26 protein-coding genes and 2 tRNA genes are annotated in these 26,933 nt (G+C 38.3%); 20 read left to right on the forward strand and 8 right to left on the reverse strand.

The features are described from left to right. Positions 1-8: 8 nt before the first annotated feature. Positions 9-887, forward strand: a complete 879-nt coding sequence (gene yvcK / locus HC728_RS01410; protein WP_190395051.1) for a uridine diphosphate-N-acetylglucosamine-binding protein YvcK — start codon at positions 9-11, stop codon at positions 885-887. Here the strand turns inward: yvcK and HC728_RS01415 are convergent. The 3 genes from HC728_RS01415 to uvrB all read right to left on the reverse strand — a co-directional run bounded on the left by HC728_RS01415 (position 876) and on the right by uvrB (position 4,976). Next, complete coding sequence (locus HC728_RS01415) at positions 876-1,211, reverse strand: Hpt domain-containing protein (protein WP_012533672.1); 336 nt, start codon at positions 1,209-1,211, stop codon at positions 876-878. The genes yvcK and HC728_RS01415 overlap by 12 nt on opposite strands. A gap of 10 nt (positions 1,212-1,221) precedes the next feature. Next, entirely contained in the window at positions 1,222-2,652 is a 1,431-nt protein-coding gene (luxO, locus tag HC728_RS01420; RefSeq protein ID WP_012534219.1) for a quorum-sensing sigma-54 dependent transcriptional regulator LuxO, read from the reverse strand. Positions 2,653-2,945: 293 nt separating this feature from the next. Further along, positions 2,946-4,976, reverse strand: coding sequence for an excinuclease ABC subunit UvrB (gene uvrB / locus HC728_RS01425; protein ID WP_190395052.1), 2,031 nt, complete (start codon positions 4,974-4,976; stop codon positions 2,946-2,948). 480 nt (positions 4,977-5,456) lie between these two features. On the opposite strand from uvrB, the gene HC728_RS01430 reads away from it, so the two are divergent. From HC728_RS01430 to HC728_RS01480, 11 genes are all read left to right on the forward strand, one after another. Further along, positions 5,457-5,532: transfer RNA gene (locus HC728_RS01430), tRNA-Asn, on the forward strand. A 60-nt stretch (positions 5,533-5,592) separates the two neighbouring features. Next, positions 5,593-5,668 (forward strand) — tRNA-Asn (locus HC728_RS01435). Between the two features lie 135 nt (positions 5,669-5,803). Beyond that, positions 5,804-6,385, forward strand: a complete 582-nt coding sequence (gene rsxA, locus HC728_RS01440) for an electron transport complex subunit RsxA (RefSeq protein ID WP_005418573.1) — start codon at positions 5,804-5,806, stop codon at positions 6,383-6,385. A gap of 2 nt (positions 6,386-6,387) precedes the next feature. Then, positions 6,388-6,972 (forward strand): electron transport complex subunit RsxB, encoded by a 585-nt coding sequence (rsxB, locus tag HC728_RS01445; RefSeq protein ID WP_005418571.1) that lies wholly within the window; start codon positions 6,388-6,390, stop codon positions 6,970-6,972. Between the two features lie 3 nt (positions 6,973-6,975). Then, positions 6,976-9,330 carry an electron transport complex subunit RsxC gene (rsxC, locus tag HC728_RS01450; protein ID WP_190395053.1) on the forward strand — a complete coding sequence of 785 codons (2,355 nt, stop codon included), beginning with the start codon at positions 6,976-6,978 and terminating at the stop codon, positions 9,328-9,330. A gap of 2 nt (positions 9,331-9,332) precedes the next feature. Continuing rightward, positions 9,333-10,379 (forward strand): electron transport complex subunit RsxD, encoded by a 1,047-nt coding sequence (gene rsxD / locus HC728_RS01455; RefSeq protein ID WP_190395054.1) that lies wholly within the window; start codon positions 9,333-9,335, stop codon positions 10,377-10,379. A gap of 11 nt (positions 10,380-10,390) precedes the next feature. Further along, entirely contained in the window at positions 10,391-11,023 is a 633-nt protein-coding gene (rsxG, locus tag HC728_RS01460; protein ID WP_190395055.1) for an electron transport complex subunit RsxG, read from the forward strand. Next, positions 11,023-11,706, forward strand: a complete 684-nt coding sequence (locus tag HC728_RS01465) for an electron transport complex subunit E (protein ID WP_012532973.1) — start codon at positions 11,023-11,025, stop codon at positions 11,704-11,706. The genes rsxG and HC728_RS01465 overlap by 1 nt, the downstream gene beginning before the upstream one ends. A gap of 60 nt (positions 11,707-11,766) precedes the next feature. Then, complete coding sequence (gene nth, locus HC728_RS01470; RefSeq protein ID WP_012534269.1) at positions 11,767-12,402, forward strand: endonuclease III; 636 nt, start codon at positions 11,767-11,769, stop codon at positions 12,400-12,402. A 24-nt stretch (positions 12,403-12,426) separates the two neighbouring features. After that, on the forward strand, positions 12,427-12,843 hold the full coding sequence (gloA, locus tag HC728_RS01475; RefSeq protein ID WP_005418562.1) for a lactoylglutathione lyase: 417 nt from the start codon (positions 12,427-12,429) through the stop codon (positions 12,841-12,843). A gap of 142 nt (positions 12,844-12,985) precedes the next feature. After that, the gene (locus tag HC728_RS01480; protein ID WP_012534286.1) at positions 12,986-13,420 is read left to right on the forward strand and encodes a DUF2753 domain-containing protein; all 435 of its coding nucleotides are present in this window, start codon (positions 12,986-12,988) and stop codon (positions 13,418-13,420) included. Positions 13,421-13,471: 51 nt separating this feature from the next. Here the strand turns inward: HC728_RS01480 and HC728_RS01485 are convergent, their stop codons facing one another. Continuing rightward, positions 13,472-14,350: an OmpA family protein gene (locus tag HC728_RS01485; RefSeq protein WP_005418560.1), complete on the reverse strand. Its 879-nt coding sequence runs from the start codon at positions 14,348-14,350 to the stop codon at positions 13,472-13,474. A gap of 189 nt (positions 14,351-14,539) precedes the next feature. Between HC728_RS01485 and rnt the strand changes: the two genes are divergently transcribed. The 3 genes from rnt to HC728_RS01500 all read left to right on the forward strand — a co-directional run bounded on the left by rnt (position 14,540) and on the right by HC728_RS01500 (position 18,069). Then, entirely contained in the window at positions 14,540-15,205 is a 666-nt protein-coding gene (gene rnt, locus HC728_RS01490; protein ID WP_026029203.1) for a ribonuclease T, read from the forward strand. A 46-nt stretch (positions 15,206-15,251) separates the two neighbouring features. Continuing rightward, positions 15,252-16,580, forward strand: coding sequence for a Na+/H+ antiporter family protein (locus HC728_RS01495; RefSeq protein ID WP_012533486.1), 1,329 nt, complete (start codon positions 15,252-15,254; stop codon positions 16,578-16,580). A gap of 169 nt (positions 16,581-16,749) precedes the next feature. Further along, positions 16,750-18,069, forward strand: coding sequence for a response regulator (locus HC728_RS01500; RefSeq protein WP_054776269.1), 1,320 nt, complete (start codon positions 16,750-16,752; stop codon positions 18,067-18,069). A 65-nt stretch (positions 18,070-18,134) separates the two neighbouring features. On the opposite strand, the gene HC728_RS01505 is transcribed toward HC728_RS01500, so the two are convergent. Further along, positions 18,135-18,470, reverse strand: coding sequence for a Grx4 family monothiol glutaredoxin (locus tag HC728_RS01505; protein ID WP_005418555.1), 336 nt, complete (start codon positions 18,468-18,470; stop codon positions 18,135-18,137). Between the two features lie 234 nt (positions 18,471-18,704). Here HC728_RS01505 and sodB point away from each other — a divergent pair, with 234 nt between their 5' ends. The 3 genes from sodB (at position 18,705) to HC728_RS01520 (ending at position 20,892) form a co-directional block, all read left to right on the forward strand. Beyond that, complete coding sequence (sodB, locus tag HC728_RS01510) at positions 18,705-19,289, forward strand: superoxide dismutase [Fe] (protein ID WP_005418554.1); 585 nt, start codon at positions 18,705-18,707, stop codon at positions 19,287-19,289. 202 nt (positions 19,290-19,491) lie between these two features. Then, positions 19,492-19,998 (forward strand): VC2046/SO_2500 family protein, encoded by a 507-nt coding sequence (locus HC728_RS01515; RefSeq protein ID WP_005418553.1) that lies wholly within the window; start codon positions 19,492-19,494, stop codon positions 19,996-19,998. 222 nt (positions 19,999-20,220) lie between these two features. After that, entirely contained in the window at positions 20,221-20,892 is a 672-nt protein-coding gene (locus HC728_RS01520; RefSeq protein WP_012534326.1) for an SDR family oxidoreductase, read from the forward strand. A gap of 187 nt (positions 20,893-21,079) precedes the next feature. On the opposite strand, the gene adhE is transcribed toward HC728_RS01520, so the two are convergent. After that, positions 21,080-23,755, reverse strand: coding sequence for a bifunctional acetaldehyde-CoA/alcohol dehydrogenase (gene adhE, locus HC728_RS01525; protein WP_012533913.1), 2,676 nt, complete (start codon positions 23,753-23,755; stop codon positions 21,080-21,082). A gap of 582 nt (positions 23,756-24,337) precedes the next feature. Between adhE and HC728_RS01530 the strand changes: the two genes are divergently transcribed. Beyond that, the gene (locus tag HC728_RS01530) at positions 24,338-25,198 is read left to right on the forward strand and encodes an ion transporter (RefSeq protein ID WP_005418550.1); all 861 of its coding nucleotides are present in this window, start codon (positions 24,338-24,340) and stop codon (positions 25,196-25,198) included. Between the two features lie 21 nt (positions 25,199-25,219). Here HC728_RS01530 and HC728_RS01535 read toward each other — a convergent pair whose 3' ends face one another. Together HC728_RS01535 and HC728_RS01540 are read right to left on the reverse strand one after the other, a co-directional pair. Beyond that, positions 25,220-25,369 (reverse strand): hypothetical protein, encoded by a 150-nt coding sequence (locus HC728_RS01535; RefSeq protein WP_005418549.1) that lies wholly within the window; start codon positions 25,367-25,369, stop codon positions 25,220-25,222. A gap of 146 nt (positions 25,370-25,515) precedes the next feature. Further along, positions 25,516-25,800: a YeaC family protein gene (locus tag HC728_RS01540; RefSeq protein ID WP_005418548.1), complete on the reverse strand. Its 285-nt coding sequence runs from the start codon at positions 25,798-25,800 to the stop codon at positions 25,516-25,518. Between the two features lie 123 nt (positions 25,801-25,923). Here HC728_RS01540 and HC728_RS01545 point away from each other — a divergent pair, with 123 nt between their 5' ends. Continuing rightward, complete coding sequence (locus HC728_RS01545) at positions 25,924-26,766, forward strand: DUF2989 domain-containing protein (protein WP_190395056.1); 843 nt, start codon at positions 25,924-25,926, stop codon at positions 26,764-26,766. The last annotated feature ends 167 nt before the right edge of the window (positions 26,767-26,933 follow it).

The following is a 26,933-nucleotide window of genomic DNA, read 5'->3' on the forward strand; positions in this document are numbered from 1 at the left end:
TCACAACTATGATTGAACATAAAATTGTTGCTATTGGCGGCGGTCACGGACTAGGTCGAGTTCTCGCGGCATTAAGTGACTTTGGTGGCAATGCAACTGGAATTGTTGCAACGACTGATAACGGTGGTTCCACAGGCCGTATACGTGAATGCCAAGGCGGAATTGCCTGGGGTGATACACGTAACTGTATCAATCAATTAATTATGGACCCGTCAATCAGTTCAATGATGTTTGAGTACCGTTTTAAAGGCCAAGGTGAACTGCACGGGCACAATTTGGGTAACTTAATGCTGACGGCGTTGGATAACTTAAGTGTTCGTCCATTAGATGCAATTAATCTAATTCGTGACATGCTAAAAGTAGAAACCCATATCATCCCAATGTCCGAGCACCCATCAGATTTGGGAGCATTAACCTCAGATTTACGTAAAATATCTGGCGAAACTAATGTCGATGAAATGGATGAACTTCCTTTACGTTTATTTCTCGACCCTAAAGTACCTGCAACACTTGAAGCCATTGATGCTGTCAAACAAGCGGATTTAATATTACTTGGCCCTGGAAGCTTTTTGACAAGCATCATGCCACCTCTTTTACTTCCGGGTATAGGAAAAGCCATTAATTCAAACAAGAAAGCCAAAGTCGTTTTTATTGATAATCTATCTAAAGAATTTGGTCCAGCAGGTAAAATGGATCATAGAATGATGCTTGAATGGTGTGAACGCGCATGTTCAGGACGAAAGGTAGATATTATCCTAACAGATAAAGAATTAAATGGATTACAACAAGAATACGATTGCAAGAAGACTGATCTCGCATCGCCAAATCATGATTGGCGACACGATAGAGAAAAGTTAAAAGACGCGATTATTGATTTACTTAAGTAAGAGCTCTCGATAAGCCATTTCAGTTTGACGCGCAATGTCTACAAATTCAGAGATATTGCGCTCAACCCATTTTTCTTGTTTCTGCTTCGCTTTTTCTTCAATATGAATCGCCATTTTTGCAAGCTTATCTGCACCAAAACTGCCCGCACTGCTCTTTAGACAATGGCTAATTTCTCTTACTTTATCAATTTCAGGATGACTACTAAGCGCCCCAATAAAATCATCTAACTCATCACAAAAAATACCAAAAAGCACAGGGATATTTTCATCTCCAACTTCCTGCATTAATTGATTTACAGCGATTTGATTAACATACTGACTCACGATAGTCCCCTTATCTTTCATTCCAAGACTGTAGTTTTCTATATATTGTAGAGGGACTAACCTCTAATTGCTTAGCGGCTTGTGGAATGTTCCCACCACATAGTTCAATTGCGTTTTCAATGATCTGTTTTTCAGATTGCCATAACGGAATAATAGTTTCTTGATCTTTACTATCTAAGATCCTATTACTAGGCAGAATAGATTCTGTAGGCTTAGTTGAATCGCTTATGGATACATTAGATGCAATATTTACACCACTCTTACTATCTAATGATAATGGAGGGGGCAGCATGGATAATTCGACTTCTTTTCCTTTATTTAATACGACTACATTCCTAATCACATTTTGCAATTGTCGTACGTTTCCAGGCCAATCGTAATTCAAAAACCTGTCCACAACCTCGGGACTAAATGTGATAAATTCGCGACCTTCCTCATGTGAAAAGTGCCCAAGGATTGAGTGTCCAATCTCAATAATATCATTACCTCTATCTCTTAAAGGCGGTAACGTTAAAGGGATAACATGCAGACGATAATAAAGGTCTTCTCTAAAGCGTCCTTCTTGAACTTCTAACCAAGGATCACGGTTAGTCGCACACACAAATCGAACATCAACTCGACTCATTTTAGAAGAACCAACTTTTTGAAAAGTACCCGTTTGAATAAATCGCAATAATTTGGTTTGTAAATCCAAATCCATTTCACATAATTCATCGAGGAAAAGCGTACCTCCATCTGCTTGTTCGGCAGCACCTTTTCGATCAACTGAGGCACCTGTAAATGCGCCTTTAACGTGACCAAAAAGCTCACTTTCAATTAAATCTTTTGGAATTGCCGCACAGTTAATAGCGATAAAAGGCCCGTCTCCACGCTTACTAGCCGCATGGATGGCTTCTGCACACACCTCTTTACCCGTCCCCGATTCACCAGTAATAAATACCGTTGCTTTACTTGGTGCGGCGGAATCTATCGTGCGATACACCTGATGCATTTGAGAGCTACTACCAATAAACCCTTGATACTGTTTATTGGTATCTTTTGGATTTTCTTGAAATTCTTTCTGGTCTTTTTGTGCGCGTCGTAATGCGTTATTTACCGTAACCCTCAAACGGTCAGCTTCACATGGTTTGATTAAGAAATCTTGAGCCCCTAACTGCATGGCTTCTACTGCAGCATCAATTGAACCATGAGCCGTCATTAAAACAACAGGAATACTTTGGTTATCTTTGCGAATTTCAGCCAAGACATCAAAACCCGTCATGTCAGGCAGACGTAAATCTAGTAACACAAGGTCTGGGGTTCTTAATTTTATTTTCTCAATGGCTTCAACACCTTTAGCTACGACGTCAATATCAAAACCTAACGGGTTTAAATAAGAGCGATATAACGCAGCAACGGAAGCGGTATCTTCTACCATTAATAAATATTTTTTTTGTATCATCAAATCCAACTTGAGGGTAAAAACACGATTGATATTTGCATTATGCAATCATGATTCGCAAAACGCAATTTGCAAAATGCAAAAAAGGATGACTTTGCGCACTATTTAGGCTTTTTTAGCTTATTTTTACAGGTAAAAAAGTTGGCACGCTCCCTGCAATAGGTATATTGACCCTTTAAGCCAAAGGGTCACCTAGCCAACTGACGTTGTTAGTGAAATTTACTTTCACATGAACAATAAAGCCAACCGGGATATTGCGGTTGGCTTCTTTTTTTCTGCTATAAAATCAATAACTAACTATTCACTATAAATTGTTTTCTTAAATTATCAATCTCATCTCGAACTTGTGCAGCTTGTTCAAATTCCAAGTCTTTCGCATGTTGATACATCTTACTTTCTAGCTTCTGAATCGCCTTTTCTAACTGTTGTGGCGACATCGAACTGTAACTAGCTCCTTCTTCTGCAACTTCAGATAACTTAATCTTAGGTGCAACGACTTTACGTTTATTTTTAGTCATATCACCCAATTCAAGAATATCGGCAACGTCTTTCTTAAGCGCTTGTGGAACAATACCTAACGCTTCATTGTGTAATTGCTGCTTCTCTCTTCGTCTTTCTGTTTCACCAATGGCTTTTTCCATTGAACCAGTGATCTTATCAGCATAAAGAATGGCTTTACCCTCTAAGTTACGAGCAGCACGACCAATCGTTTGAATTAACGAACGTTCAGAACGTAAAAAGCCTTCTTTATCTGCATCTAAAATCGCAACCAATGAAACCTCAGGCATGTCTAGGCCTTCTCGAAGTAAGTTAATGCCAACAAGTACATCAAACTCACCTAGACGTAAATCACGAATAATTTCGACACGTTCAACCGTATCAATATCTGAATGTAAATAACGAACTTTTACGCCATGCTCATCAAGATATTCCGTTAGGTCTTCAGCCATACGCTTCGTCAATGTTGTCACTAATACTCGTTCATTGTTTTTAGTTCGAATACGGATCTCTGATAATAAATCATCCACTTGTGTCGCCACTGGACGAACTTCAATCACAGGATCTAATAATCCAGTTGGACGTACGACTTGTTCGGCAATTTCTCCATCTGACTTTTCTATCTCATATTTACCAGGAGTAGCTGACACATAAATAGTTTGAGGCGCTAATGCTTCAAATTCTTCAAATCGTAGCGGACGATTATCCAAAGCTGACGGTAATCTGAATCCATACTCAACTAAATTCTCTTTACGTGAGCGGTCCCCCTTATACATAGCACCTATTTGAGAAACGGTAATATGAGATTCATCGATAATTAATAGGCCATCTTGTGGTAAATAATCAAACAAAGTTGGAGGAGCCTCACCTTCTGGACGACCACTCAAATAACGTGAATAGTTTTCAATCCCTGAGCAAAAACCCAATTCGTTCATCATTTCAATATCAAATTGGGTTCGCTGAGTGATACGCTGCTCTTCAACAAGCTTATTATTTTCTAGCAATTCTTTTTGTCTAATAGCAAGATCGACTTTGATCTTTTCGACCGCATCTAAGACCTGTTCACGAGGGGTTACATAGTGTGTTTTAGGGTAGATAGTACAACGTGGCATATCTTTCGTTATAATTGACCCTGTTAATGGATCAAACTTACTGATGCGCTCAACTTCATCATCAAACATTTCAATACGAATGGCTTCATGTTCAGACTCTGCTGGAAAAATATCCAACACTTCCCCACGAACTCGAAATGTACCTCGTTCAAAAGCCATGTCATTACGCTTATATTGCAATTCGGCTAAACGACGCAGCATGTCTCTTTGATTAATAATGTCACCACGGCGTAAATGCAGCATCATACTCAAATAGGCTTTTGGATCACCTAAGCCATATATTGCTGAAACAGAAGCAATAATAATCGCATCTTTGCGTTCTAATAGTGCTTTGGTTGCTGATAAACGCATTTGCTCAATGTGCTCATTAACCGATGAGTCTTTTTCTATAAATGTATCCGTCGTTGGTACATAGGCTTCTGGTTGGTAATAATCAAAATAAGAAACAAAATATTCAACGGCGTTATTTGGAAAGAAGGCTTTCATTTCACCATATAACTGTGCTGCTAATGTTTTGTTATGAGCCATAATGATCGTTGGGCGACCAGAATGAGCAATAACATTAGCAAGAGTAAATGTTTTACCTGAACCAGTAACCCCCAATAACGTTTGATGAGCTAACCCATTTTCAAGACCTTCATTAAGTGTTTTTATCGCTTGAGGTTGATCGCCCGCAGGTTGATAATTAGATACGAGTTCATACGCACTAGACATTTTATACTGCTCCACTTTCCTACTTATTTTTATAAGTTACTACCCTATCAAATCCCTTCTCTTTTTTATAGAAACTCTTAAATAAGAAAAGTTTTCCCCAGAAAAGATTAATTTATAATCAATTTAACTTTATTCTTTATTTTTACCGTGAATAATCATTACTATTGATAAGTAAAACATATACAACCCGTAAGTTATTGATTTTTGTCGCCAGTTCTCATTTTTCATTTTACTTATTAAGTGCTGAGCCTATATTTAATCATGCTTAGAGGCAGTTAACAAAGATCCATTAACATAGTTATCCACAGTTTTAGTGGATAACTACCCACAACCCTTATCGTCTTTAGCTTAAGAGAGATGTCAATCCTTTTTTACTTAAAATTGTTTTGTTGACCGCAAAATAAACTAACTCATTTTTTTTCAATTTTTAGTGTTGACAGTTTTTTTTAGAATAGATAATATCACCGCCGTTTAAACAATTCCCTTTTAGTTCAGTCGGTAGAACGGCGGACTGTTAATCCGTATGTCGCTGGTTCAAGTCCAGCAAAGGGAGCCACATTTAAATAGTTAGGTTACTGCTTTTTTTAAGCATTGCGTGACTATATAAAAAGTTAATTCCTCTTTAGTTCAGTTGGTAGAACGGCGGACTGTTAATCCGTATGTCGCTGGTTCAAGTCCAGCAAGAGGAGCCACTTTTAAAAGCCTTGTCTAACGATGAGGCTTTTTTTTTTACTTAAAATATTAAAAACCTATTCTTTCTAAGGTTGTTATCACGCGCTTAAAGTCCGATAATAACCAGATCATCTATTATCATAAAAATCATTGGCATGACTGAGTATCTCTTACTACTTATTGGTACCGTTCTAGTAAACAACTTTGTACTAGTTAAGTTCTTAGGACTTTGTCCATTTATGGGCGTTTCTAAAAAACTAGAAAGTGCTATCGGAATGGGCCTAGCGACCACATTTGTTCTTACCTTAGCATCAGTATGTTCGTACCTTGTCGAAACATATATTTTATCTCCGCTAGGAATTGAATACCTTAGAACAATGAGCTTCATTCTTGTTATTGCTGTTGTTGTGCAATTTACTGAAATGGTAGTACACAAAACAAGCCCGACGTTATATCGCGTGCTGGGTATTTTCTTACCGTTAATTACAACTAACTGTGCGGTTCTTGGTGTCGCTTTGCTTAATGTAACTGAAAATCATAATTTCGTAGAATCTATTATCTATGGTTTTGGTGCTGCCGTTGGTTTTTCTTTAGTACTTATCTTATTTTCTGCAATGCGTGAACGAATTGCTGCTGCCGATGTACCTTTGCCTTTTAAAGGTGCTTCTATTGCGATGATCACTGCAGGTTTAATGTCTTTAGCCTTTATGGGCTTTACTGGTTTAGTGAAATTATAAACATGAGTTCAATCTTAATTGCTGTTATAGCTATTGCTGCTCTTGCCCTAGTATTTGGCTTAATACTGGGGTTTGCATCAATTAAATTTAAAGTTGAGTCCGACCCTATCGTCGAACAAATCGATGCAATTCTTCCTCAAACCCAATGTGGCCAATGTGGCTACCCTGGTTGCAAGCCTTACGCTGAAGCTATTGCAAATGGCGATATGATAAATAAATGTCCTCCAGGCGGTCAGGCTACTATTGAGAAGCTTGCTGATCTTATGGGAGTTGACGTCCCTAGCTCAGCTCATGATGAAGAAAAAAGCATTAAAAAAGTCGCTTTTATTCATGAAGATATGTGTATTGGATGTACTAAATGTATTCAAGCTTGCCCTGTTGATGCCATTGTTGGTGGGACAAAAGCCTTACATACCGTTATTGAATCGGAATGTACTGGATGTGATTTATGTGTCGCTCCATGTCCAACAGACTGTATTGAGATGATCCCTGTAAAAACAACACCTGATAATTGGAAATGGGATTTAAACACTATCCCTGTTGTAAATATTTCTACAGACCAACCTTCTAAATCATCGGAGCTGTAATACATGTTGTCCATTATCGAACAAATTAAACAAGGCCAACTGTGGGACTTTCACGGTGGTATTCATCCTGAAGAAAATAAAACAATCTCTAATCAGGCTGCAATTCAACAAGCGGGGATCCCTTCTCAACTTGTTCTTCCTTTAAAACAGCACATTGGTGGAAAAGGCGACATTCTCGTCTCCGTTGGTGATGTCGTACTAAAAGGCCAACCTCTAACACAAGGCAATATTGCTATGTGTGTTCCTGTTCATGCGCCAACATCAGGAAAAATCACAGCTATTGAGCCTCGCACTGTAGCGCATCCATCAGGATTAACTGACCTGTGTATCGTAATCGAATCGGATGGCGAAGATCGTTGGATTGAAGATCGTACACCAATTGATGACTTTGCATCGGTAGATCCTATCGATCTTATTGAGCGAATCCGTCAATCTGGTATATCAGGAATGGGTGGCGCAGGCTTTCCTACTAGCCGCAAAATTCAAAGTGGTATTGGCAAAGCTGAAATGCTCATTATCAACGCAGCTGAATGTGAACCCTACATCACTGCGGATGATCGTTTAATGCGAGAGCATGCTGAAGAGATCATTGATGGTATTAAGATCTTGCAACACATCCTGACGCCAAAGGTGTGTATTATTGCCATTGAAGATAACAAACCAGAAGCCGTAAAAGCACTTAACCAAGCGGTTACTGACCATGACAATATCATTATTCGAGTCATACCAACCAAATATCCATCTGGTGGTTCTCGTCAACTGACAAAAATAATTACAGGGCAAGAAGTACCCGCTAATGGTCGCTCAACAGATATTGGTGTCATTGTTCAAAACGTCGGAACTGTATTTGCTATCAAACGCGCTATTTGCAATGCAGAGCCTCTTATTGAACGAGTTGTTACACTAACTGGTAACAGCATGTCAACACCAGGTAACCTATGGGTTCGCCTAGGTACTTGTATTGATTACCTTATGGATTTAGTTAGCTATAAAGCAGATAAGAAACACCCACGTATCATCATGGGTGGTTCATTAATGGGCTTTACTTTACCCCATCAGCAAGTTCCAATTACTAAAATTACAAACTGCATTATCACACCAGATAAAAAAGAACTGCCTCTTTACAACCATGAAATGGCTTGTATACGATGCAGTAGTTGTGCTGATGCCTGCCCAACATCATTACTTCCTCAGCAACTGTATTGGTACTCGAAATCAGAAGATTATGACAAATGTAATGAATATCATCTTGATGATTGTATTGAGTGTGGTGCCTGTGCTTATGTCTGCCCTAGTGAAATACCGCTAGTTCAATATTATCGCCAAGCTAAATCAGAAATTTATTCTCGCAAACAAGATGCATTAGCTGCAGAACGAGCGAAATTACGTTTTGAAGAAAAAAATGCACGTTTAGAGCGCGATAAACTTGAGCGTGAAAATAAATTTAAGCAAGCCGCTGAAAACCGTCGCAAAGAGATGAAAACAGAGAGTAAAGGTGGCGATGATGCCATCGCTGCAGCTATTGCTCGTGTCAAAGCACAAAAAGCAGCTCAAGAGTCTGGCGTAGCTGCACCAAAACCGGCTGTTGCTGCTGCAATTGCTCGTGCAAAAGCAAAACAAGCAGAGGCTGCGAAATCAGAGGCTTCAGTACCAGATAACTCTGAAATGGCTAAACTACGTGAAGAACGTAAGCAGCAAGCAAGAGAAAGAAAAGCAAAACTTGCAGAAGAAACAACAGCAACTGATTCAGACAAATCAGATAAAAAAGATGCCGTGGCTGCTGCTATTGCTCGTGCAAAAGCACGCAAAGCAGCACAAACTGAAGAGAAAACGGACACTCAAGTAACCTCTGAAGAGAATAATCAAAATACTGAAGAATCTGCTGATCCGAAAAAAACAGCCGTCACCGCCGCTATTGCTCGTGCAAAAGCACGCAAAGCAGCACAAGCTGAAGAGAAAACGGAAGCGCCAGTAACCTCTGAAGAGAATAATCAAAACACTGAAGAATCAGCTGACCCGAAAAAAGCAGCCGTCGCTGCCGCTATTGCTCGTGCAAAAGCACGCAAAGCTGCACAAGCTGAAGAGAAAACGGAAACTCCAGTAACCTCTGAAGAGAATAATCAAAACACTGAAGAATCAGTAGATCCGAAAAAAGCAGCCGTCGCTGCCGCTATTGCTCGTGCAAAAGCACGCAAAGCTGCACAAGCTGAAGAGAAAACGGAAACGCCAGTGGCCTCTGAAGAGAATAATCAAAACACTGAAGAATCTGCTGATCCGAAAAAAGCAGCCGTCGCTGCCGCTATCGCTCGTGCAAAAGCACGTAAAGCAGCACAAGAAAATAACAAGAAGGAAGAGTAACAGTGGCCTTTTTTATCACTAGCTCACCCCACGCTCATAGTAAAAAGAGCACAAAACACATTATGAAAATGGTTGCTCTTGCAACTATTCCCGGGCTATTAGCACAAACCTACTTCTTCGGTTGGGGTAATATCATACAAGTGCTTATTGCTATTTTTACCGCAATTGCATCCGAAGCGGTTATTTTAAAATTCCGAAAGAGACCCCTTGCTCCCTATTTACGTGATAATAGTGCTCTCTTAACCGGTTTATTATTAGCATTAGCAATTCCACCACTTGCACCTTGGTGGCTAACCGTTATCGGTGTTGTTTTCGCTATCGTTATCGCTAAACACTTATACGGTGGTTTAGGACAAAACATATTTAACCCTGCGATGGCTGCTTATGTTGTTTTGTTGATTTCATTTCCCGTACAAATGACAACTTGGCTACCAGTAAAAGAACTGCTAACAGAAAATATTAGCTTACTTGATTCACTGTGGCTTATCTTCCATGGGTTAAGCCAAGATGGTTTCTCTGTTCATCAATTAACTATGAACGTTGATGGTATGACAATGGCTACGCCATTAGATACGATCAAAACAGGATTAAAATCGGGGCTTACTACCTCAGAAGTACTTTCCTTACCTATTTTTAATGGTTTCGCCGGTTTAGGTTGGTTATGGGTAAATGTTGGGTTCTTATTAGGAGGTTTATTCCTTCTTCAACAACGTCTAATTCACTGGCATATACCGGTTAGTTTTTTAACCAGCCTATTTATTATTAGCAGTGCATTTGCTTTATTCTCACCAGATACAGCAACATCACCACTGTTTAATCTGTTTTCTGGCGCAACCATGCTAGGGGCATTTTTTATTGCTACCGATCCTGTTTCGGCAGCAACAACACCAAAGGGCCGTTTATATTACGGTGCTCTCATTGGTGCTTTAGTTTATATCATTCGAACTTGGGGTGGTTTCCCTGATGGTGTAGCTTTTGCGGTTTTATTAGCAAATATGTGCGTTCCATTAATTGATTACTACACCAAACCAAGAACTTACGGCCACTAAAGGATAAAACAATGCTAACCACAATGAAAAAAAGTAGCCTTGTTTTGGCTCTGTTTGCGATAGCAGCAACCGCACTAGTTACTATTACTTATGCATTAACTAAAGATCAAATTGCGTATCAACAGCAACAGCAATTATTATCTGTTCTCAATCAGGTTGTTCCTAAAGAGCAGCATGATAACGAACTATACAAAGCTTGTATTCTGGTAAAAAATAACGATGCTTTAGGTTCAAAACAAGCGATGCCAATTTACCTTGCTTCATTAAATGGCAAACATTCTGGCGCAGCTATTGAAGCAATAGCTCCCGATGGATACAGTGGCAACATTAAAATTATCGTCGGTGTTGATTCCGATGCAATAGTCACAGGTGTTCGTGTTCTTTCACACCAAGAAACGCCAGGACTAGGCGATAAAATTGATATTAGAATCACTCGCTGGGTCGATGCATTTTTAGGTAAAACAGTTGAAAGTTCAGAAGATAAAAATTGGGCCGTACAAAAAGATGGTGGCCAATTTGATCAATTTACTGGCGCAACAATCACACCAAGAGCAGTAGTTAAAGCTGTAAAAAGAGCAATTTGGTTCTATAAAACACATCAAGAAGAGCTACTAACTCTTCCATTGAATTGTGAGACAAAATAATGGCAAGTCATAAAGAATTAATTAAAAACGGTTTATGGGACAATAACCCTGCCCTAGTACAACTATTAGGTCTTTGTCCCTTACTTGCCGTCTCTGCGACTGTTACTAACGCACTTGGTTTAGGGATCGCAACCATTCTCGTATTGGTTGGCTCAAACTTAATTGTTTCTTTAGTTCGTCAGTGGATACCACAAGAAGTGCGTATTCCTGTATTCGTAATGATCATTGCTTCACTAGTAACTTGTGTGCAATTACTTATGAATGCTTATGCTTATGGTCTTTATTTATCTCTTGGGATATTTATCCCTCTAATTGTGACCAACTGTATTATCATTGGACGAGCAGAATCGTTTGCTTCAAAAAATGATCCTCTTCCTGCCGTTTTGGATGGATTATGGATGGGGATGGGAATGACAGCGGTCTTAGTTTTACTCGGAGCAATGCGTGAGATCCTTGGTAACGGCACTTTGTTTGATGGTGCCGATCTTCTGCTTGGTGATTGGGCAACTATTTTAAGAATTGAGCTTTTCCATGTTGATAGCCACTTCCTATTAGCGATGCTACCTCCAGGAGCATTCCTTGGTGTTGGTTTTCTTATTGCTTTAAAAAACGTCATTGATAAGAAAATGGCTGATCGTCAACCTAAAGAAAAAGCAGAGATAGAACGAGTTCGTATTTCTTAACTGTAACACCATAGGTTAAAACCTCATATATCGTGAAAAAGAAAAGGATTTAATTGCTGTATGAATAATGTAAAACGTTTAGAAATTTTAGAGCGCTTACGTTCAGAAAATCCCAATCCTCAAACCGAACTTGAGTGGTCAACGCCATTTGAATTATTAATTGCAGTACTACTTTCCGCACAAGCAACCGATGTTAGTGTTAACAAAGCAACAAGAAAGTTATATCCAGTAGCAAATACCCCACAAAGCATTTTAGATCTAGGGGTAGATGGACTAAAAACATATATAAAAACCATCGGTTTATTTAATACGAAAGCAGAAAATGTCATTAAGACCTGTCGTATGCTCATTGATTTACATGGTGGAGAGATCCCTGAAGATCAAGAAGCGTTAGAAGCCCTCCCAGGTGTCGGCCATAAAACAGCAAATGTCGTATTAAACACAGCTTTTGGATGGCCTACGATTGCTGTTGATACCCATATTTATCGTGTATCTAATCGTACTAAATTCGCCATGGGTAAAACGGTTAATGATGTTGAAAAGAAACTACTAAAAGTGGTTCCAAAAGAATTCAAATTGGATGTTCACCATTGGTTAATCTTACATGGCCGTTATACCTGTATCGCTCGAAAACCTCGTTGCGGTAGTTGTATGATTGAAGATTTATGTGAATTCAAAGAAAAAACTGAAGATTAATAATATATAAACTGGAGCAAGATTATGGCTAATGGACGCATTTTACATACAATGATCCGCGTGGGTAACTTAGATAAATCCATCGAATTTTATACCAAAGTAATGGGAATGGATCTTCTTCGTCAAAATACGAATGAAGAATACAAATACACACTGGCTTTTCTTGGCTATGGTGATGAATCCCAAGGTGCCGTAATTGAACTTACCTATAACTGGGGCACAGAAGAATACGACATGGGTACTGCTTTTGGTCACATTGCTATTGGTGTTGATGATATCTATGCAACTTGTGATGCAATTAAAGCAGCAGGAGGCAATGTTACGCGTGAAGCAGGCCCTGTAAAAGGCGGCTCAACCCATATTGCTTTTGTAAAAGATCCTGATGGTTACATGATTGAGTTAATTCAAAACAGCAGCGCATCAGCAGGATTAGAAGGTTAATGAATACCTTATAATCTACCTTATAGTAAAAAACCTGCGATCTAGGCAGGTTTTTTTATACACAAGCCTTCAATTGATAATAATTCTCAGTTAGATTTACCCGTGATAATGAAATTCTTAATAAACTAATTGAGGCTTTACTATGATTGAATTGTGGGAAAAACATACATTATTAGCTGAACAAGCTTTTAAGAATGAAGATTCATGGCGAACCATTCTTCATTATCAGCAAGCCTTTGCTATTTCAGAAGAGCTGATAAAAAGAAATGAAGCGAGTTTAAATGACCAAATAACCATATCTGTTATTTCTTGTCATAATCTGGCTCAATTTTGGAGAAGCCAAAATGACAGTCGTTTTGAACTAAAATATCTTGAACTTGCATCAGAAAAAATATTAACACTTGTGCCTCAATGTCCACATAGCGAGTGTGAATCTTTTGTTGATAATTTGGGTTGTTGCAAGAGTGCATTATTGGATTTTATGAAGCGCCACCCTAACCCATCAATTGCACGACATATACAACATATTGATAGTACAGTTCAGTGTGAGTTAATCGCCAGTTTCAAATTACAATAAAAAAGACGCCTACAATGAGGCGTCTTTTTATAGCTATTTTAAAACGAATAATTAGATAATTGTTCGACCTAGAGAAATGACAACACGACGGTTTTTATTCTTACCAATAGGTGTTGCATTATCTGCGATTGGACGACGCTCACCATACGAATGAACACGAATACGATCGGCAGGTAAACCAATTGACTCAAAGTAATTTTGTAGTTTTAACGCACGTCTTTCTGACACTTGTTGGTTCACATTTTTACCACCACTAGAGTCGGTATAAGTTGCTACCAACACTAAATCCACATCTTTAGTGTATTTAATAAAATCAGCAATTTGCGACAAACGTTTTTTGGATGCCTTATTTAGTTCATCACTGTTTTTGTCAAAATGCAAAATAGTGAATGAGATATCTTCAAAACTGTATGGTAATAAGTTAGCAATACACATACTAAACACATTATATTGCTCTTGAAATAAAACGGGTGATAACGCCACTTCAATTATTTGCTTAGGACTTTGCCAATCAGCATAGGTAAACGTTGGGAATCGACCACTTTCAAGTTCAGCAAGCATAGACCAAGCTGTTGGGCCACCAACATAGCCATCAAATTGTTTAAAGAACTTTAAATTCAACATACTTTCTGCGCCATCACCCGGCATCCAGCGAGCAGGCATAGACACAAGATTAACAGCACGAGTTTCACCCATTGGGCGGTTCATTTTTAATTCAAAATCCAGATTCATCTTCTTATTTGCATAAGATGAAAACTGTGCACTACCATAATTAGGAATGTTATGAGACAAACGACACTCTAAAGGCGAGTTTTCTAACATCGTCCACTTCGATTGCTCTGGCTTAGCGACATAATTCTTATTTGCTAATACAGGAGTAGCAATCAAAGAGCTCACTAATAAAGCAGATGTAACAAATATTTTTTTCATAATACCTAAATCTATGGGTCATGCCGTTGACGATGCTATTAATAAAGCAATAATTAGACCAATAATTACTTACAACTTACCAATTTCAGTTAGATACTAATAAATATATCTCTATCACACCTTATTTACAGTTTTTATGCTACGGATAATCTGTAATAATAGCCATAACATTTTCTTACGTACCGAATGATGACTGAAGTAGAACAACACAATTTATTAAAAAACCGTTTTCGTGGCTATTTTCCTGTAGTTATTGATGTTGAAACAGCAGGTTTTAATGCTAAAACTGATGCATTACTTGAGATTTGTGCTGTTACTCTCGCTATGGATGAGCAAGGTAATTTAAAACCTGCTACTACCATTCACTTCCATGTCACTCCTTTTGAAGGTGCTAATATTGAAAAAGAAGCACTTGAATTTAATGGTATACGTGACCCATTTAGCCCATTACGTGGTGCTGTCACTGAAGACGTTGCATTAAAAGAAATCTTCAAACTTGTCCGTAAAGAACAAAAACAACACGATTGCCAACGTGCAATAATGGTTGCCCATAACGCTCATTTTGATCATAGCTTTGTTATGGAAGCAGCGGCACGAACAAAATTAAAACGCATTCCTTTCCATCCATTTTGCACCTTTGATACAGCGGCAATCAGTGGCCTTGCACTAGGTCAAACTGTATTGGCAAAAGCGTGTAAAACGGCAGGAATGGATTTTGATGGTAAAGAAGCTCATTCAGCTCTTTATGATACAGAAAAGACGGCAGAACTATTCTGTCGTATTGTGAATAAATGGAAAGATCTTGGTGGCTGGCCTGTAATGCCAGAACCAGAAAACGATACTAATAATAATTAATTGGCTAATTGCTAACTACATAATAATTTACAGGGAACTAAACACAATGAATCCAATCATTCTTTCTGTTTCAGTTATGCTTATCCTTGCTTTGCTTAGAGTTAACGTTGTTGTTGCCTTAACATTTAGCGCACTAATCGGTGGATTAGTAGGTGGATTATCATTATCTGAAACCATTTCAGCTTTCGAAGGTGGCCTAGGTGGCGGTGCAACTATTGCATTAAGTTACGCTATGCTTGGCGCCTTTGCCGTTGCTATTTCAAAATCAGGCGTTACTGATTTGCTTGCTCACAGTGTGATCAAACGTATAAATGGTAAAGAAAATATCCACGCCGCAACCGGTGTAAAATATTTACTATTATGCTTGATACTTCTCGTTACGATTTCATCTCAAAACGTAGTGCCAGTTCATATTGCCTTTATTCCAATTTTGATCCCGCCACTACTTCAAGTTTTTAATAAACTAAAACTTGATCGCCGTTTAATTGCTTGTGTTCTTACTTTTGGTTTAGTGACACCTTATATGATTTTACCTGTCGGTTTTGGTGGTATCTTCTTAAATAATATCCTGCTTAAAAACCTACATGACAACCATTTAGATGTACTTGCAAGCCAAGTACCACTAGCAATGGCTTTGCCAGCACTTGGCATGGTTGCCGGCTTATTAATCGCCGTATTTATTTCATACCGCAAACCAAGAACGTATGCCGAAGTTGATAACTCTGAGTTAACCCCAACATCAGTAGAACCTACATTTAATAAACGTCATATCCAAATTTCTATTTTAGCTATCGTTGCTGCCCTATCGGTTCAGTTATATGCTGGTTCAATGATCATTGGTGCTCTTGCTGGTTTCATGGTGTTTACTTTTGGTGGCGTGATTGCTTGGAAAGAAACTCAAGACGTATTCACTCGTGGTGTTCACATGATGGCAATGATTGGCTTTATTATGATTTCAGCCGCAGGCTTTGCCGCAGTAATGAAAGCAACAGGTGGCGTAGAAACCCTAGTTCAAGCTTTATCTACCTCTATTGGTGATAATAAACCTCTAGCAGCCCTACTTATGCTAATTGTTGGTCTATTAGTTACAATGGGAATCGGCTCTTCGTTCTCAACCATTCCAATCATTGCAACTATCTATGTCCCTCTTGCTATTGCTTTTGGCTTTTCGCCAATGGCAACCATCGCACTTGTTGGTACTGCTGCAGCGCTTGGTGATGCTGGTTCTCCTGCCTCGGATTCGACATTAGGTCCAACATCAGGCCTAAACTCTGATGGCCAACATGAACACGTTTGGGAAACTGTTGTACCTACCTTTTTGCATTATAACCTGCCACTAATTATCTTCGGATGGATTGCAGCAATGGTTCTATAATGTAATTGAATTGCATTTTTATTTAAAAAAACGTTAAAACGGCAGATGTTTCTGCCGTTTTTTTGCATAAAGATCAAAAAAATACCCCTTTATCCTTTTGTTTGAACGTATCTTTAACTGATACAGTTGCTATACTCTGCCATTGTTTATTCACCACCTATAATCTTGTATGAAATTAATTAAGCTTTCTTCATTTCTTATCATTGACGACAGCACTGTCATTCAAAATGCGCTTAGAGCATTACTCAGTCGTATAGGTGTCCCAACCAACAATATTTCATGCTGCCCTACAGCGGGTGCCGCCGTTGGTAACTGTAAACGTCAGAAATTTGATGTGTTATTCGTAGATCATAATTTAGGTCACGGTAGCACTGGTCTACAAATGCTAGAGCAACTTAAGTTGTTACGTCTTATCACAGATAACACACTTATTTATATCGTCACAGGTAATGAAGACCCGCAAATTGAGCTTGCATACACTGATTACATGCCGGCTAAATACATTCAAAAACCAATTCGCCCTGAAGAAATTATTAAAGTCATTAATCATGATTTGATTAAACGCCAATTTTCTACTGGGATGATTGCCGCTTATACAAAAGATGGACTAGCGGGTGTGAAACCCTTAATCTTTCAAGCGCCTAACAAAGTGATCCTGAAAGATTCAATGCTGAAATTGGCATCACGTCTAATTAAAGTAAACCGTCTTCAAGAAGCGTTGAGTGTCAATAAGGCCTTACTTTCAATTATCAAAGAATCTATCGAAGCCGATATTCAATATGCTGAAATACTGTTAGCTAAAAAAGAATACGAACAAGCGAATCAACATATTGATGGCCTGCTACAAAAAAATAAAGATAACCTGCAGTTAATTGATCTAAAAGCTGAAGTTTCTTTTGCAAGAGAAGATATTGGCATCGCTGCACGATTTTGGAAAAGAGGTTTTGAACTCTCCCCTTATTCATACATTCGCTTTTGCAAACTCGTTTGGTCTTTACTTGCAAAAGGGGAAAAATACGACGCTTTTGACCTACTCACTAAATACGCTTATCTGCTACCAAATTCTGCATTTGATTCAGCAGGTAAACGAGCTATGGCTGCTTGGGGCGATTTATATTTAGCTTCTGAAGACATCCTTCAAGAATGGTCACCAGAAAGTGCATGGCAACGCGTGAGCGCCAAATTAAAAGGACGCCTACGTGGGATCCCGTGTATTGCCGCACAACGAGCACTGTCTGCATTATTTCAATTAAAAATTAATCGATACGGTGAAGCAAATCGACACATATCAGATATTCAAATAAACGATATTGCCGATTATGAAACGGCATTCATTGTGTATCTTGTTTATTGTGAAATGAAACTAGATGACGAAAAGGCTCAGTTAGAAGAAAAGTGGTTAACTAAACTACAGAAAGGAACATCAACTCTAGCTCAGTTACAAACGATGGCATTCATAAAGCAACAAAAATCATCGTCTTCGTTTTAAGTGAAAGTAACCAAATAAAAAAAAGCCACGTTTAATAACGTGGCTTTTTTATGAAAATATTTTGATTATTCAGCCGCTGGTGCGTTACGCTCTGCCGCTTCTTTAATTAATGGCTGAAGTTCACCTTTTTGGAACATTTCAATGATAATGTCACAGCCACCAACTAGTTCGCCTTCAACCCATAATTGTGGAAATGTTGGCCATTGTGCGTATGCTGGAAGCTCTGCACGAATATCAGGGTTTTGTAGAATATCTACGTACGCAAATTTCTCACCACAATTCATTAGAGCTTGTGCAGCTTGAGAAGAGAAACCACAACTAGGTAGTTTAGGAGAACCCTTCATGTATAAAAGGATGTGGTTTTCAGAAATTTGTTGTTTGATCTTATCGATAGTTTCCATTGTATCCTCTAATGGTCGACATTTAAGTTGTATCCATTCTACTTGTTATGTGTGAAGAAAAAAATACCTATTATTTGTAGTGTTATTATTTATTGAAAAATCGGTACTTTTTCTTTAAATAAACTTAAAACTTGCTAGAATCAAAGCGAAGTCAGATAAGCTCTAATTATAATTGAGCACATATTTTTGGAAAATTAATGAGGCATAGACCTCTTTTAAATGGAGACACGAGCGATGTCATTTGAATTACCAGCTCTACCGTATGCAAAAGATGCACTAGAACCACATATCTCAGCAGAAACACTGGATTTCCACCACGGTAAACACCACAACACATACGTTGTTAAACTAAACGGTCTTATTCCTGGTACTGAGTTTGAAGGTAAAACACTAGAAGAGATCATTAAAACTTCTACTGGTGGTGTTTTCAATAACGCAGCACAAATCTGGAACCACACGTTCTACTGGCACTGTTTAGCTCCAAACGCTGGTGGCGAACCAACAGGTGCTGTAGCAGAAGCTATCAACGCTGCATTCGGTTCTTTTGAAGAATTTAAAGCTCAATTCACAGATTCAGCAATCAATAACTTTGGTTCTTCTTGGACTTGGTTAGTGAAAAAAGCAGACGGTTCTCTAGAAATCGTTAACACGTCTAACGCAGCAACACCACTAACAGAAGAAGGTACAACACCACTTCTAACAGTTGACCTGTGGGAGCATGCTTATTACATCGATTTCCGTAATGTTCGTCCTGATTACATGGGTGCATTCTGGAACCTTGTAAACTGGTCTTTCGTAGAAGAAAACCTAGCAAAATAATTTTTGAATTATAAATAGACGCATCTTGCGACTAAACACTTCAAAGGTCAGTTTTTATACTGGCCTTTTTTATTACCTTCCATTGCGGTAACTCTTTGCCCTATTTCTAAAAATAATTTAAAAAACGGCAATTTTTTTCCTAAAAAGACTAAAGCTTTCCAATCCCTTACCGATAAATAGTTATCACCAAGAGGATTGATTCATGAAAGTACATACATTAGACAAAGCAGAATTAATTAGCGAAGTTCAATTTGGCTCGAACCTAAACCACGCTGTAGAAGCGGGTCGTCGTGCTGATTTCGCTTTAATGATGTCATTACTATCTAATGACTTACGTGAAAACACGCCTGTTGAAAAAATTAACGAGAAAAAAGTAACTGAAGATCTGTTACGTCAACGCTTTCAGTTAGCTGATGCACAAACATTACGTAGTAATGAAGAAAGTTATTCTCGTTCTGCTGCTCAAGCTTATCAATTCCACAATGGTGGAATGGCGAGTGCTAAGCTACAACACGGTCTAGCGCCTGATGCAATGGCTTATATGCCGCAAGACACTTGTGACCTACCTGAAGAAATTTATCACAACCTATCAGGCCACCAACGTCGTCAGTTAGAATCAGGTAATGAGATTTTTAACGCTATCCCACAAGATCTTTATAATGAACTTGTAACCGCTAAACGTCATTCTGAAATGAATTTTTATGTTTAATACGGCATTACATTAATTCCATATTAGCCATTAACAGTTTTAACTTTCCCTTCTCATTAATCATTGAGCAATATGTGAGTTAGTGCATAATTCACAATATTGATTGATATTTAATCATCATTTAAAGCCCATCTCACAGCAGATGTCATATTTCTATTCCATTATTAAAGCATCGAGTAACTAACGCTATTAAAGCAATTCATGCTCTAAGGAAAGAATGCTATGCAAATAAAACATTCAACCATACTGATCACATCAGCTGGAAATGTTATGGGTCGTTCCATTTCATGTCATTTCGCTTCTCTTGGCGCTTATTTAATCATTACAGATTCTGATGCAGAAGCGTTAAATGAAACGCATCGTTTTTGCAGCCAATTAACATCCAATATTGTCAGCTATCAACTAAAAGACCAAAGCCAAGAAAGTATTCGCCATTTATTTCATGCTATCGATAATGAATTTAATAATGGCATAGATGTACTAATCAATAACTATACTGCTGTGACGTTACCAAGCTTGCTGGATTCTCAAAGTCAAAATAGTCCATTTCAGCTCACCGAGTTAGCAACAACGTTATTCACCTATGGTCAATTTGCCGCTCAAAATATGCGCTCTCATAAGAAAGAAGGCGTAATTATTAACCTTGGCTACCACAATGACTTAGCGCACTTGCACCAAGCAGATAACTCCACAGCACTTTTAGCAGGGTTAACTAAAAGTTGGGCTAAAGAGCTGAATCCATTCAAAATAAGAATTGGTGGAGTAACACCAAGAATAACAAATAATGATACCGTGCCTAATCTCAGTACCATCAATCAAGAACTGATAAAAAACACTGAATACATTCTTGCTAATGAGTATTTTAGTGGCCGAATTATTGAAGCAACAGCTTAGTAATTTAATACTAATCTGAATAAGCAGTGAGATGGATGATCAGGTACTTATTTAAATTAGTATTATCAGTTCAATAAACTTTTTAAACACAAATCGCTAGATACAAAAAAGCCACCTAATATTAGGTGGCTTTCTTATTTATCACTTTCAAATTGCTAGTGAAAGTAACTCAGCGTTTAGCAATCAATTATTTCTTTGCTTTTTTCGCTTTTGGCTCTTCAGTTTTTTTAATTACTGTAGTGCCTTCAAACGTTTCACCTTCAACAAAAGGCTTACCGTAGTAAGAAGTTGTTAATACTTCTTTTAGCTCTGTGATTAGAGGGTAACGAGGGTTCGCACCAGTACATTGGTCATCGAACGCTTCAACAGATAGTTCATCTAGTTTAGCGATGAAGTCTGCTTCGTTAACACCTGCATCTTTGATAGATAGTGGAATATCTAAATCTTTCTTAAGCTCTTCTAACCAAGTTAGTAGACGCTCAATCTTCTGAGCAGTACGGTCACCAGCTTGGCTTAGGCCTAGGTGGTCAGCAACTTCTGCGTAACGACGACGTGCTTGTGGACGGTCGTATTGAGAGAATGCTGTTTGTTTAGTTGGGTTATCGTTCGCGTTGTAACGTACAACGTTTGAGATAAGTAATGCGTTCGCTAAACCGTGTGGTAAGTGGAACTCAGCACCGATTTTGTGAGCCATTGAGTGACACACACCTAGGAATGCGTTAGCAAACGCGATACCAGCGATAGTTGCAGCATTGTGTACTTTCTCACGAGCGATTGGGTCGTTCGCACCATTTTTGTAGCTTGATGGTAAGTATTCTTTAAGCATCTTAAGAGCTTGAAGCGCTTGACCATCAGAGTATTCGTTAGCAAGAACAGATACGTAAGCTTCTAATGCGTGAGTTACTGCATCGTAACCACCAAATGCTGTTAGAGACTTAGGCATGTTCATTACTAGGTTAGCATCAACGATTGCCATGTTTGGCGTAATTTCGTAATCAGCTAGTGGGTATTTAGCACCAGTCTTGTCGTCTGTAACAACAGCGAATGGAGTAACTTCTGAACCCGTACCTGAAGTTGTAGTGATACATACAAGCTCAGCTTTTTTACCCATTTTAGGGAACTTGTAGATACGTTTACGGATATCCATAAAGCGCATTGCTAGTTCTGCGAAATGAGTTTCTGGGTGCTCGTACATTACCCACATAATCTTAGCAGCATCCATTGGTGAACCACCACCTAGAGCAAGGATTACGTCAGGTTGGAAGCTCTTCATTGCTTCAGCGCCTTTCTCAACAACAGATAGTGTTGGATCCGCTTCTACATCAAAGAATGTTTGTACTTCGATACCTTGAGCTTTAAGTAGTTGAACTACGTCATCAGCGTAACCGTTGTTGAATAGGAAACGGTCAGTTACAAGGAATGCACGTTTCTTACCTTCTAGGTCGCTCATTGCGATTGGAAGGCTGCCACGACGGAAGTAGATAGACTTAGGTAGTTTGTGCCATAACATATTTTCAGCTCGCTTCGCTACAGTTTTCTTGTTGATAAGGTGCTTAGGACCCACGTTCTCAGAGATAGAGTTACCACCCCATGAACCACAACCAAGAGTTAGAGAAGGTGCAACGTTAAAGTTGTAAAGGTCACCGATACCACCGTGAGTAGTTGGGATGTTTACAAGAATACGTGCTGTTTTTAGTTTGTCACCAAAGTAACGGATACGGTCAGCGTTAACATCTTGGTTAGTGTACAGACCAGATGTGTGGCCGATACCGCCAATTTCTACCATTTTAACAGCTTGGTCTACCGCGTTCTCGAAAGAAGACGCACGGAACATACCTAGTGTTGGAGATAGTTTCTCATGAGCGAATTCGTCATCGTAAGATACTTCACCGATACCTTCACCAACAAGGATCTTAGTATCAGCTGGAACTTTAACGCCAGCCATTTCAGCGATAGCTGTTGCAGGTTGACCTACGATGTTTGCGTTTAGGTTACCGTCGATAAGTAGAACTTTACGAACTTTATCTGCTTCAGCTTTAGATAGTACGTAACCTTTGTGAGAAGCAAAACGCTCTTTAACTTCGTCGTATACTTCATCCATTACGATTACAGCTTGCTCAGAAGCACAAACTACGCCGTTATCGAATGTTTTAGACATAAGAACAGAAGCTACAGCACGTTTAACATCAGCTGTGTCATCGATAACAACAGGAACGTTACCAGCACCAACACCGATTGCAGGTTTACCTGAAGAGTATGCTGCTTTAACCATGCCTGGACCACCAGTAGCAAGGATTAGAGCGATACCGTCGTGCTTCATTAGTGCATTAGAAAGTTCTACAGATGGTTGGTCAATCCAACCGATGATGTCTTTTGGAGCACCCGCTGCAACTGCTGCGTCTAAAACAAGTTTCGCTGCATCATTAGTAGAGTTTTTCGCACGTGGGTGTGGCGAGAAAATGATACCGTTACGAGTTTTTAGAGAGATTAGAGATTTGAAGATTGCAGTAGATGTTGGGTTAGTTGTTGGAACGATACCACAGATAATACCTACAGGTTCTGCGATAGTCATTGTTCCTAGGTTATCGTCTTCTTCAAGAATGCCACATGTTTTTTCATCTTTATATTTGTTGTAGATGAACTCTGATGCGAAGTGGTTTTTGATAACCTTATCTTCAACGATACCCATGCCAGACTCAGCAACCGCTTGTTGTGCTAGCGGGATACGAGCTTGGTTAGCTGCTAGAGATGCTGCACGGAAGATTGCATCAACTTGCTCTTGAGAAAAAGTTGCGAACTCTTCTTGTGCTGCTTTAACGCGTGCTACTAGAGCATCTAATTCAGCTAGGTTAGTTACAGGCATAGTGTTTCTCCTAAAATTAAAAAACTATATAAATCATTAAAAACTATTTAGTAAGAACTTTGATTTTTTATTTCATTTGTATAACAAGACCGAAAATTCCCTTCACGTTCTCGCTGTACTTTCTTAGTAAATTGCTTTCAAAACTGATTATATTCTTTCACATTTTTAAAAGTATTGATTCAGATCAGTTATCAGAAAATATTTACCACTTTCGGCTTACCCCTTACGGATAGCACATTTAAAAAGTGATTTATATCACATACTTAATGCAAAAATAGAAGCACTTCAAACATTCAACTCTTAACAAATCAGTCAATAACAAAAAACCAAACTGTAATAAAATTACATAATCGCGGCCAAAAATGACAAATTAAGGCGAATTATTCGTGCCACTAAAGAGTAGTATAACTCGCGGAAAATTCACATCATTTATATCGTGAATAATTTGCTCTAGATCACTTTATTGTAAAATTTTAGTGTTTTTAAAAAGATAGGATTAGAAATTGATTAAAAGAAATACTAGAGAGGTCAGAGTTTTTTGATTATTCTTGCTATACAGCAACAGCTTATAAATACAGATAAATGACAAAAACAAGAAAAAGCCCAATAAAGCATCATCTATATACCATCATCTTTGGCACCCATACTAAAGGTGGCAGAAGATTCGATATCGCCTTAATTATTTTAATCTTATTATCACAAGCAACTTTGATATTAGATTCTATAAGCTCTGTGCGTTTACAATATGGGGAAGTATTATGGAAGCTTGAGTATTTATTTACTGCTATCTTCACACTTGAGTATGTTTTGCGTCTTTATTGCTCTCCACGACCAAGCTCTTATGCAAAAAGCTTCTATGGCATTATTGATTTATTAGCAATATTACCCACATACCTAGCTCTCTTCTTCCCTAGCGCTAGCTATATAGCTATTATTCGTTTGCTTCGAGTAATGCGTATTTTCCGAATTTTAAAACTTGTTCGTTACTTGCAAGATTCAAATATTCTATTGCGCTCACTCTTAATGGCCAAACGTAAAATACTCATATTTTTTAGTACCGTTGCGATTCTTGTTTCTGTTTTTGGTTCATTAATGTTTGTAATTGAAGGGCCGGAGAATGGATTTACAAGTATTCCACAAAGTATCTACTGGGCTATCGTAACGATTACTACTGTAGGATATGGTGATTTAGTGCCCCACACTCCACTCGGTAAAGCAATCGCCTCTTTAACTATGTTATTAGGTTACTCGATACTTGCTGTACCAACGGGGATCATTACTGCGGAATTAAATCAAGAGATGAATACCCACAGAGATCTTGTTCGTTGTCCTAATTGTTTGAAAGGTGGACACGAATCAGACGCAATACACTGTAAGCATTGTGGAAGTCGGTTACCAGAACCAGACAAGAGAATTGTGAATACTATTAATGCAAAAGAATAATAGTACTCATTTTAAAAGACGCTATTCAGAGTATAAACTTAACGAACTCTTCGACGCATGAGCATCAGAATCACTACCAAGGAACTTTGGTGCAGCAATTACTGCTAATAAAAAGAATACAGCGGCAAATGCAGCAAATTTGGTTAGAACTTGTCCTTTGGTCTTTTTCATCTTACGTCATTCTATAATTTATGAAATTGTCGATAATTTACTAGACTGTTTACTTATCGACAATTTTATAAGCCACTTTTGGGATCAATGTTGCATTTGTTTTTCTTATTTATTCATTTACCGTAATAAAAAGTACAAATAGACCATTAATCAGAAGAAACATTCACGCGAACAATATCTTCTTGTCCTTTAGAAAACTGTTTTTTTAATTCAGATTTTGATTTAAAACTGATCTCTCCGCCCTCAGCCACCGTCATATGCTGTGCATCTATATTGTATTTAGATTGATAAATCATAACGGCTTGCATACATGTGCTTCTCTGCTCAGCAGACAATGGTGTCCCATTATGCCACTTCCCTGTTTCAACTGCGTATTGCAGGTTTTTAAAAACCTCAGGAGTCATGGATTCTAATAATGTCTCTATATTCATCATCTACTCTTTTATTTATAAAAATATGAACAAACGATATCTTTTCATTAATGTTAGTCAATATTATGCCGATAAATAGGAGTAACGGATCACGTTTCCATTTTCTCAATCAATAGGCTTATCATGTTTTCTACTATTCAACGATTTTCGCTAATAACGTTTACTGCATTTTCCTTATCTGGCTGTTTTGATACCACTCCAACAACAACGCAGTTATGTGAAGATCATTCTGAGCTACAATGTGATCAATTAAATATGCGAGATGGGCAGTGTCTTAATCAACGTGATGCGCTTATATTAAGTCGCTTTGCTACTTTAAAAAGTCAAAACGACTTAGATAAATTAAAAACCATTCAAGCAACCTATCAATATCAATCCTGTTTAACATCTGCAGCACAAATTGAACCTATCACTGCAAAAGAAATTAAAACAAAACGTTCAGAAGCACTGATACATACCTATGATGCTATTGATCTATTGAGCATTGAATTGAAAGAATCTAAAGAACCCAAAGTTCTTTATTATCGTTGGAGTACTGGTGATAAGTCTGCATTAAGAGAGTTTTTACAACTTGAAGGTTCTCGCTCTCTTGAAACAGCAGAGCTTCAATATGCACTTGCTACCTTTTATGCATTACACAATGGAAATAAAACCATCACATTATTAAATCACTCATTAGAACTATTAACTAAAGATGATTATAAAAACGATTTTCATGCAACGATTATTAAATCGCTAGCAAGTATCAATCATAAAGAGCAAAACACAGAACACGCTTATATTTGGGCTTTAGTCGGGAAAGAATTTGATCTACAAGTTTCTTCTCAACAACAACTTGACCTGTTGTATTCATTCTCAGATGCAGAAAAACAAAAACTACAACAAGCAAGTGATGTAATAGTCAAAAGCATTAAAGAGCAAAAATTCTCAGCACAACTACTACCAAAAGTAACTGAGAAAAATTAATTCACTGATGTTAACAACATAAAAAAGGAGCCTAATGCGCTAATGCCGCTCGCTTAACAGCTAGTGGCTCTTTTTTTATAAGGGTAGCGCGGTGCTTTATAAAGCACTTGTCGCGGAAATGGTTTTCGCTTTCTTTTCTTTGGCAGGATTAGACGCTTTCCGCTTTC

The organism is Aliivibrio sp. S10_S31, from assembly GCF_014694495.1.
GTDB lineage: Bacteria > Pseudomonadota > Gammaproteobacteria > Enterobacterales > Vibrionaceae > Aliivibrio > Aliivibrio fischeri.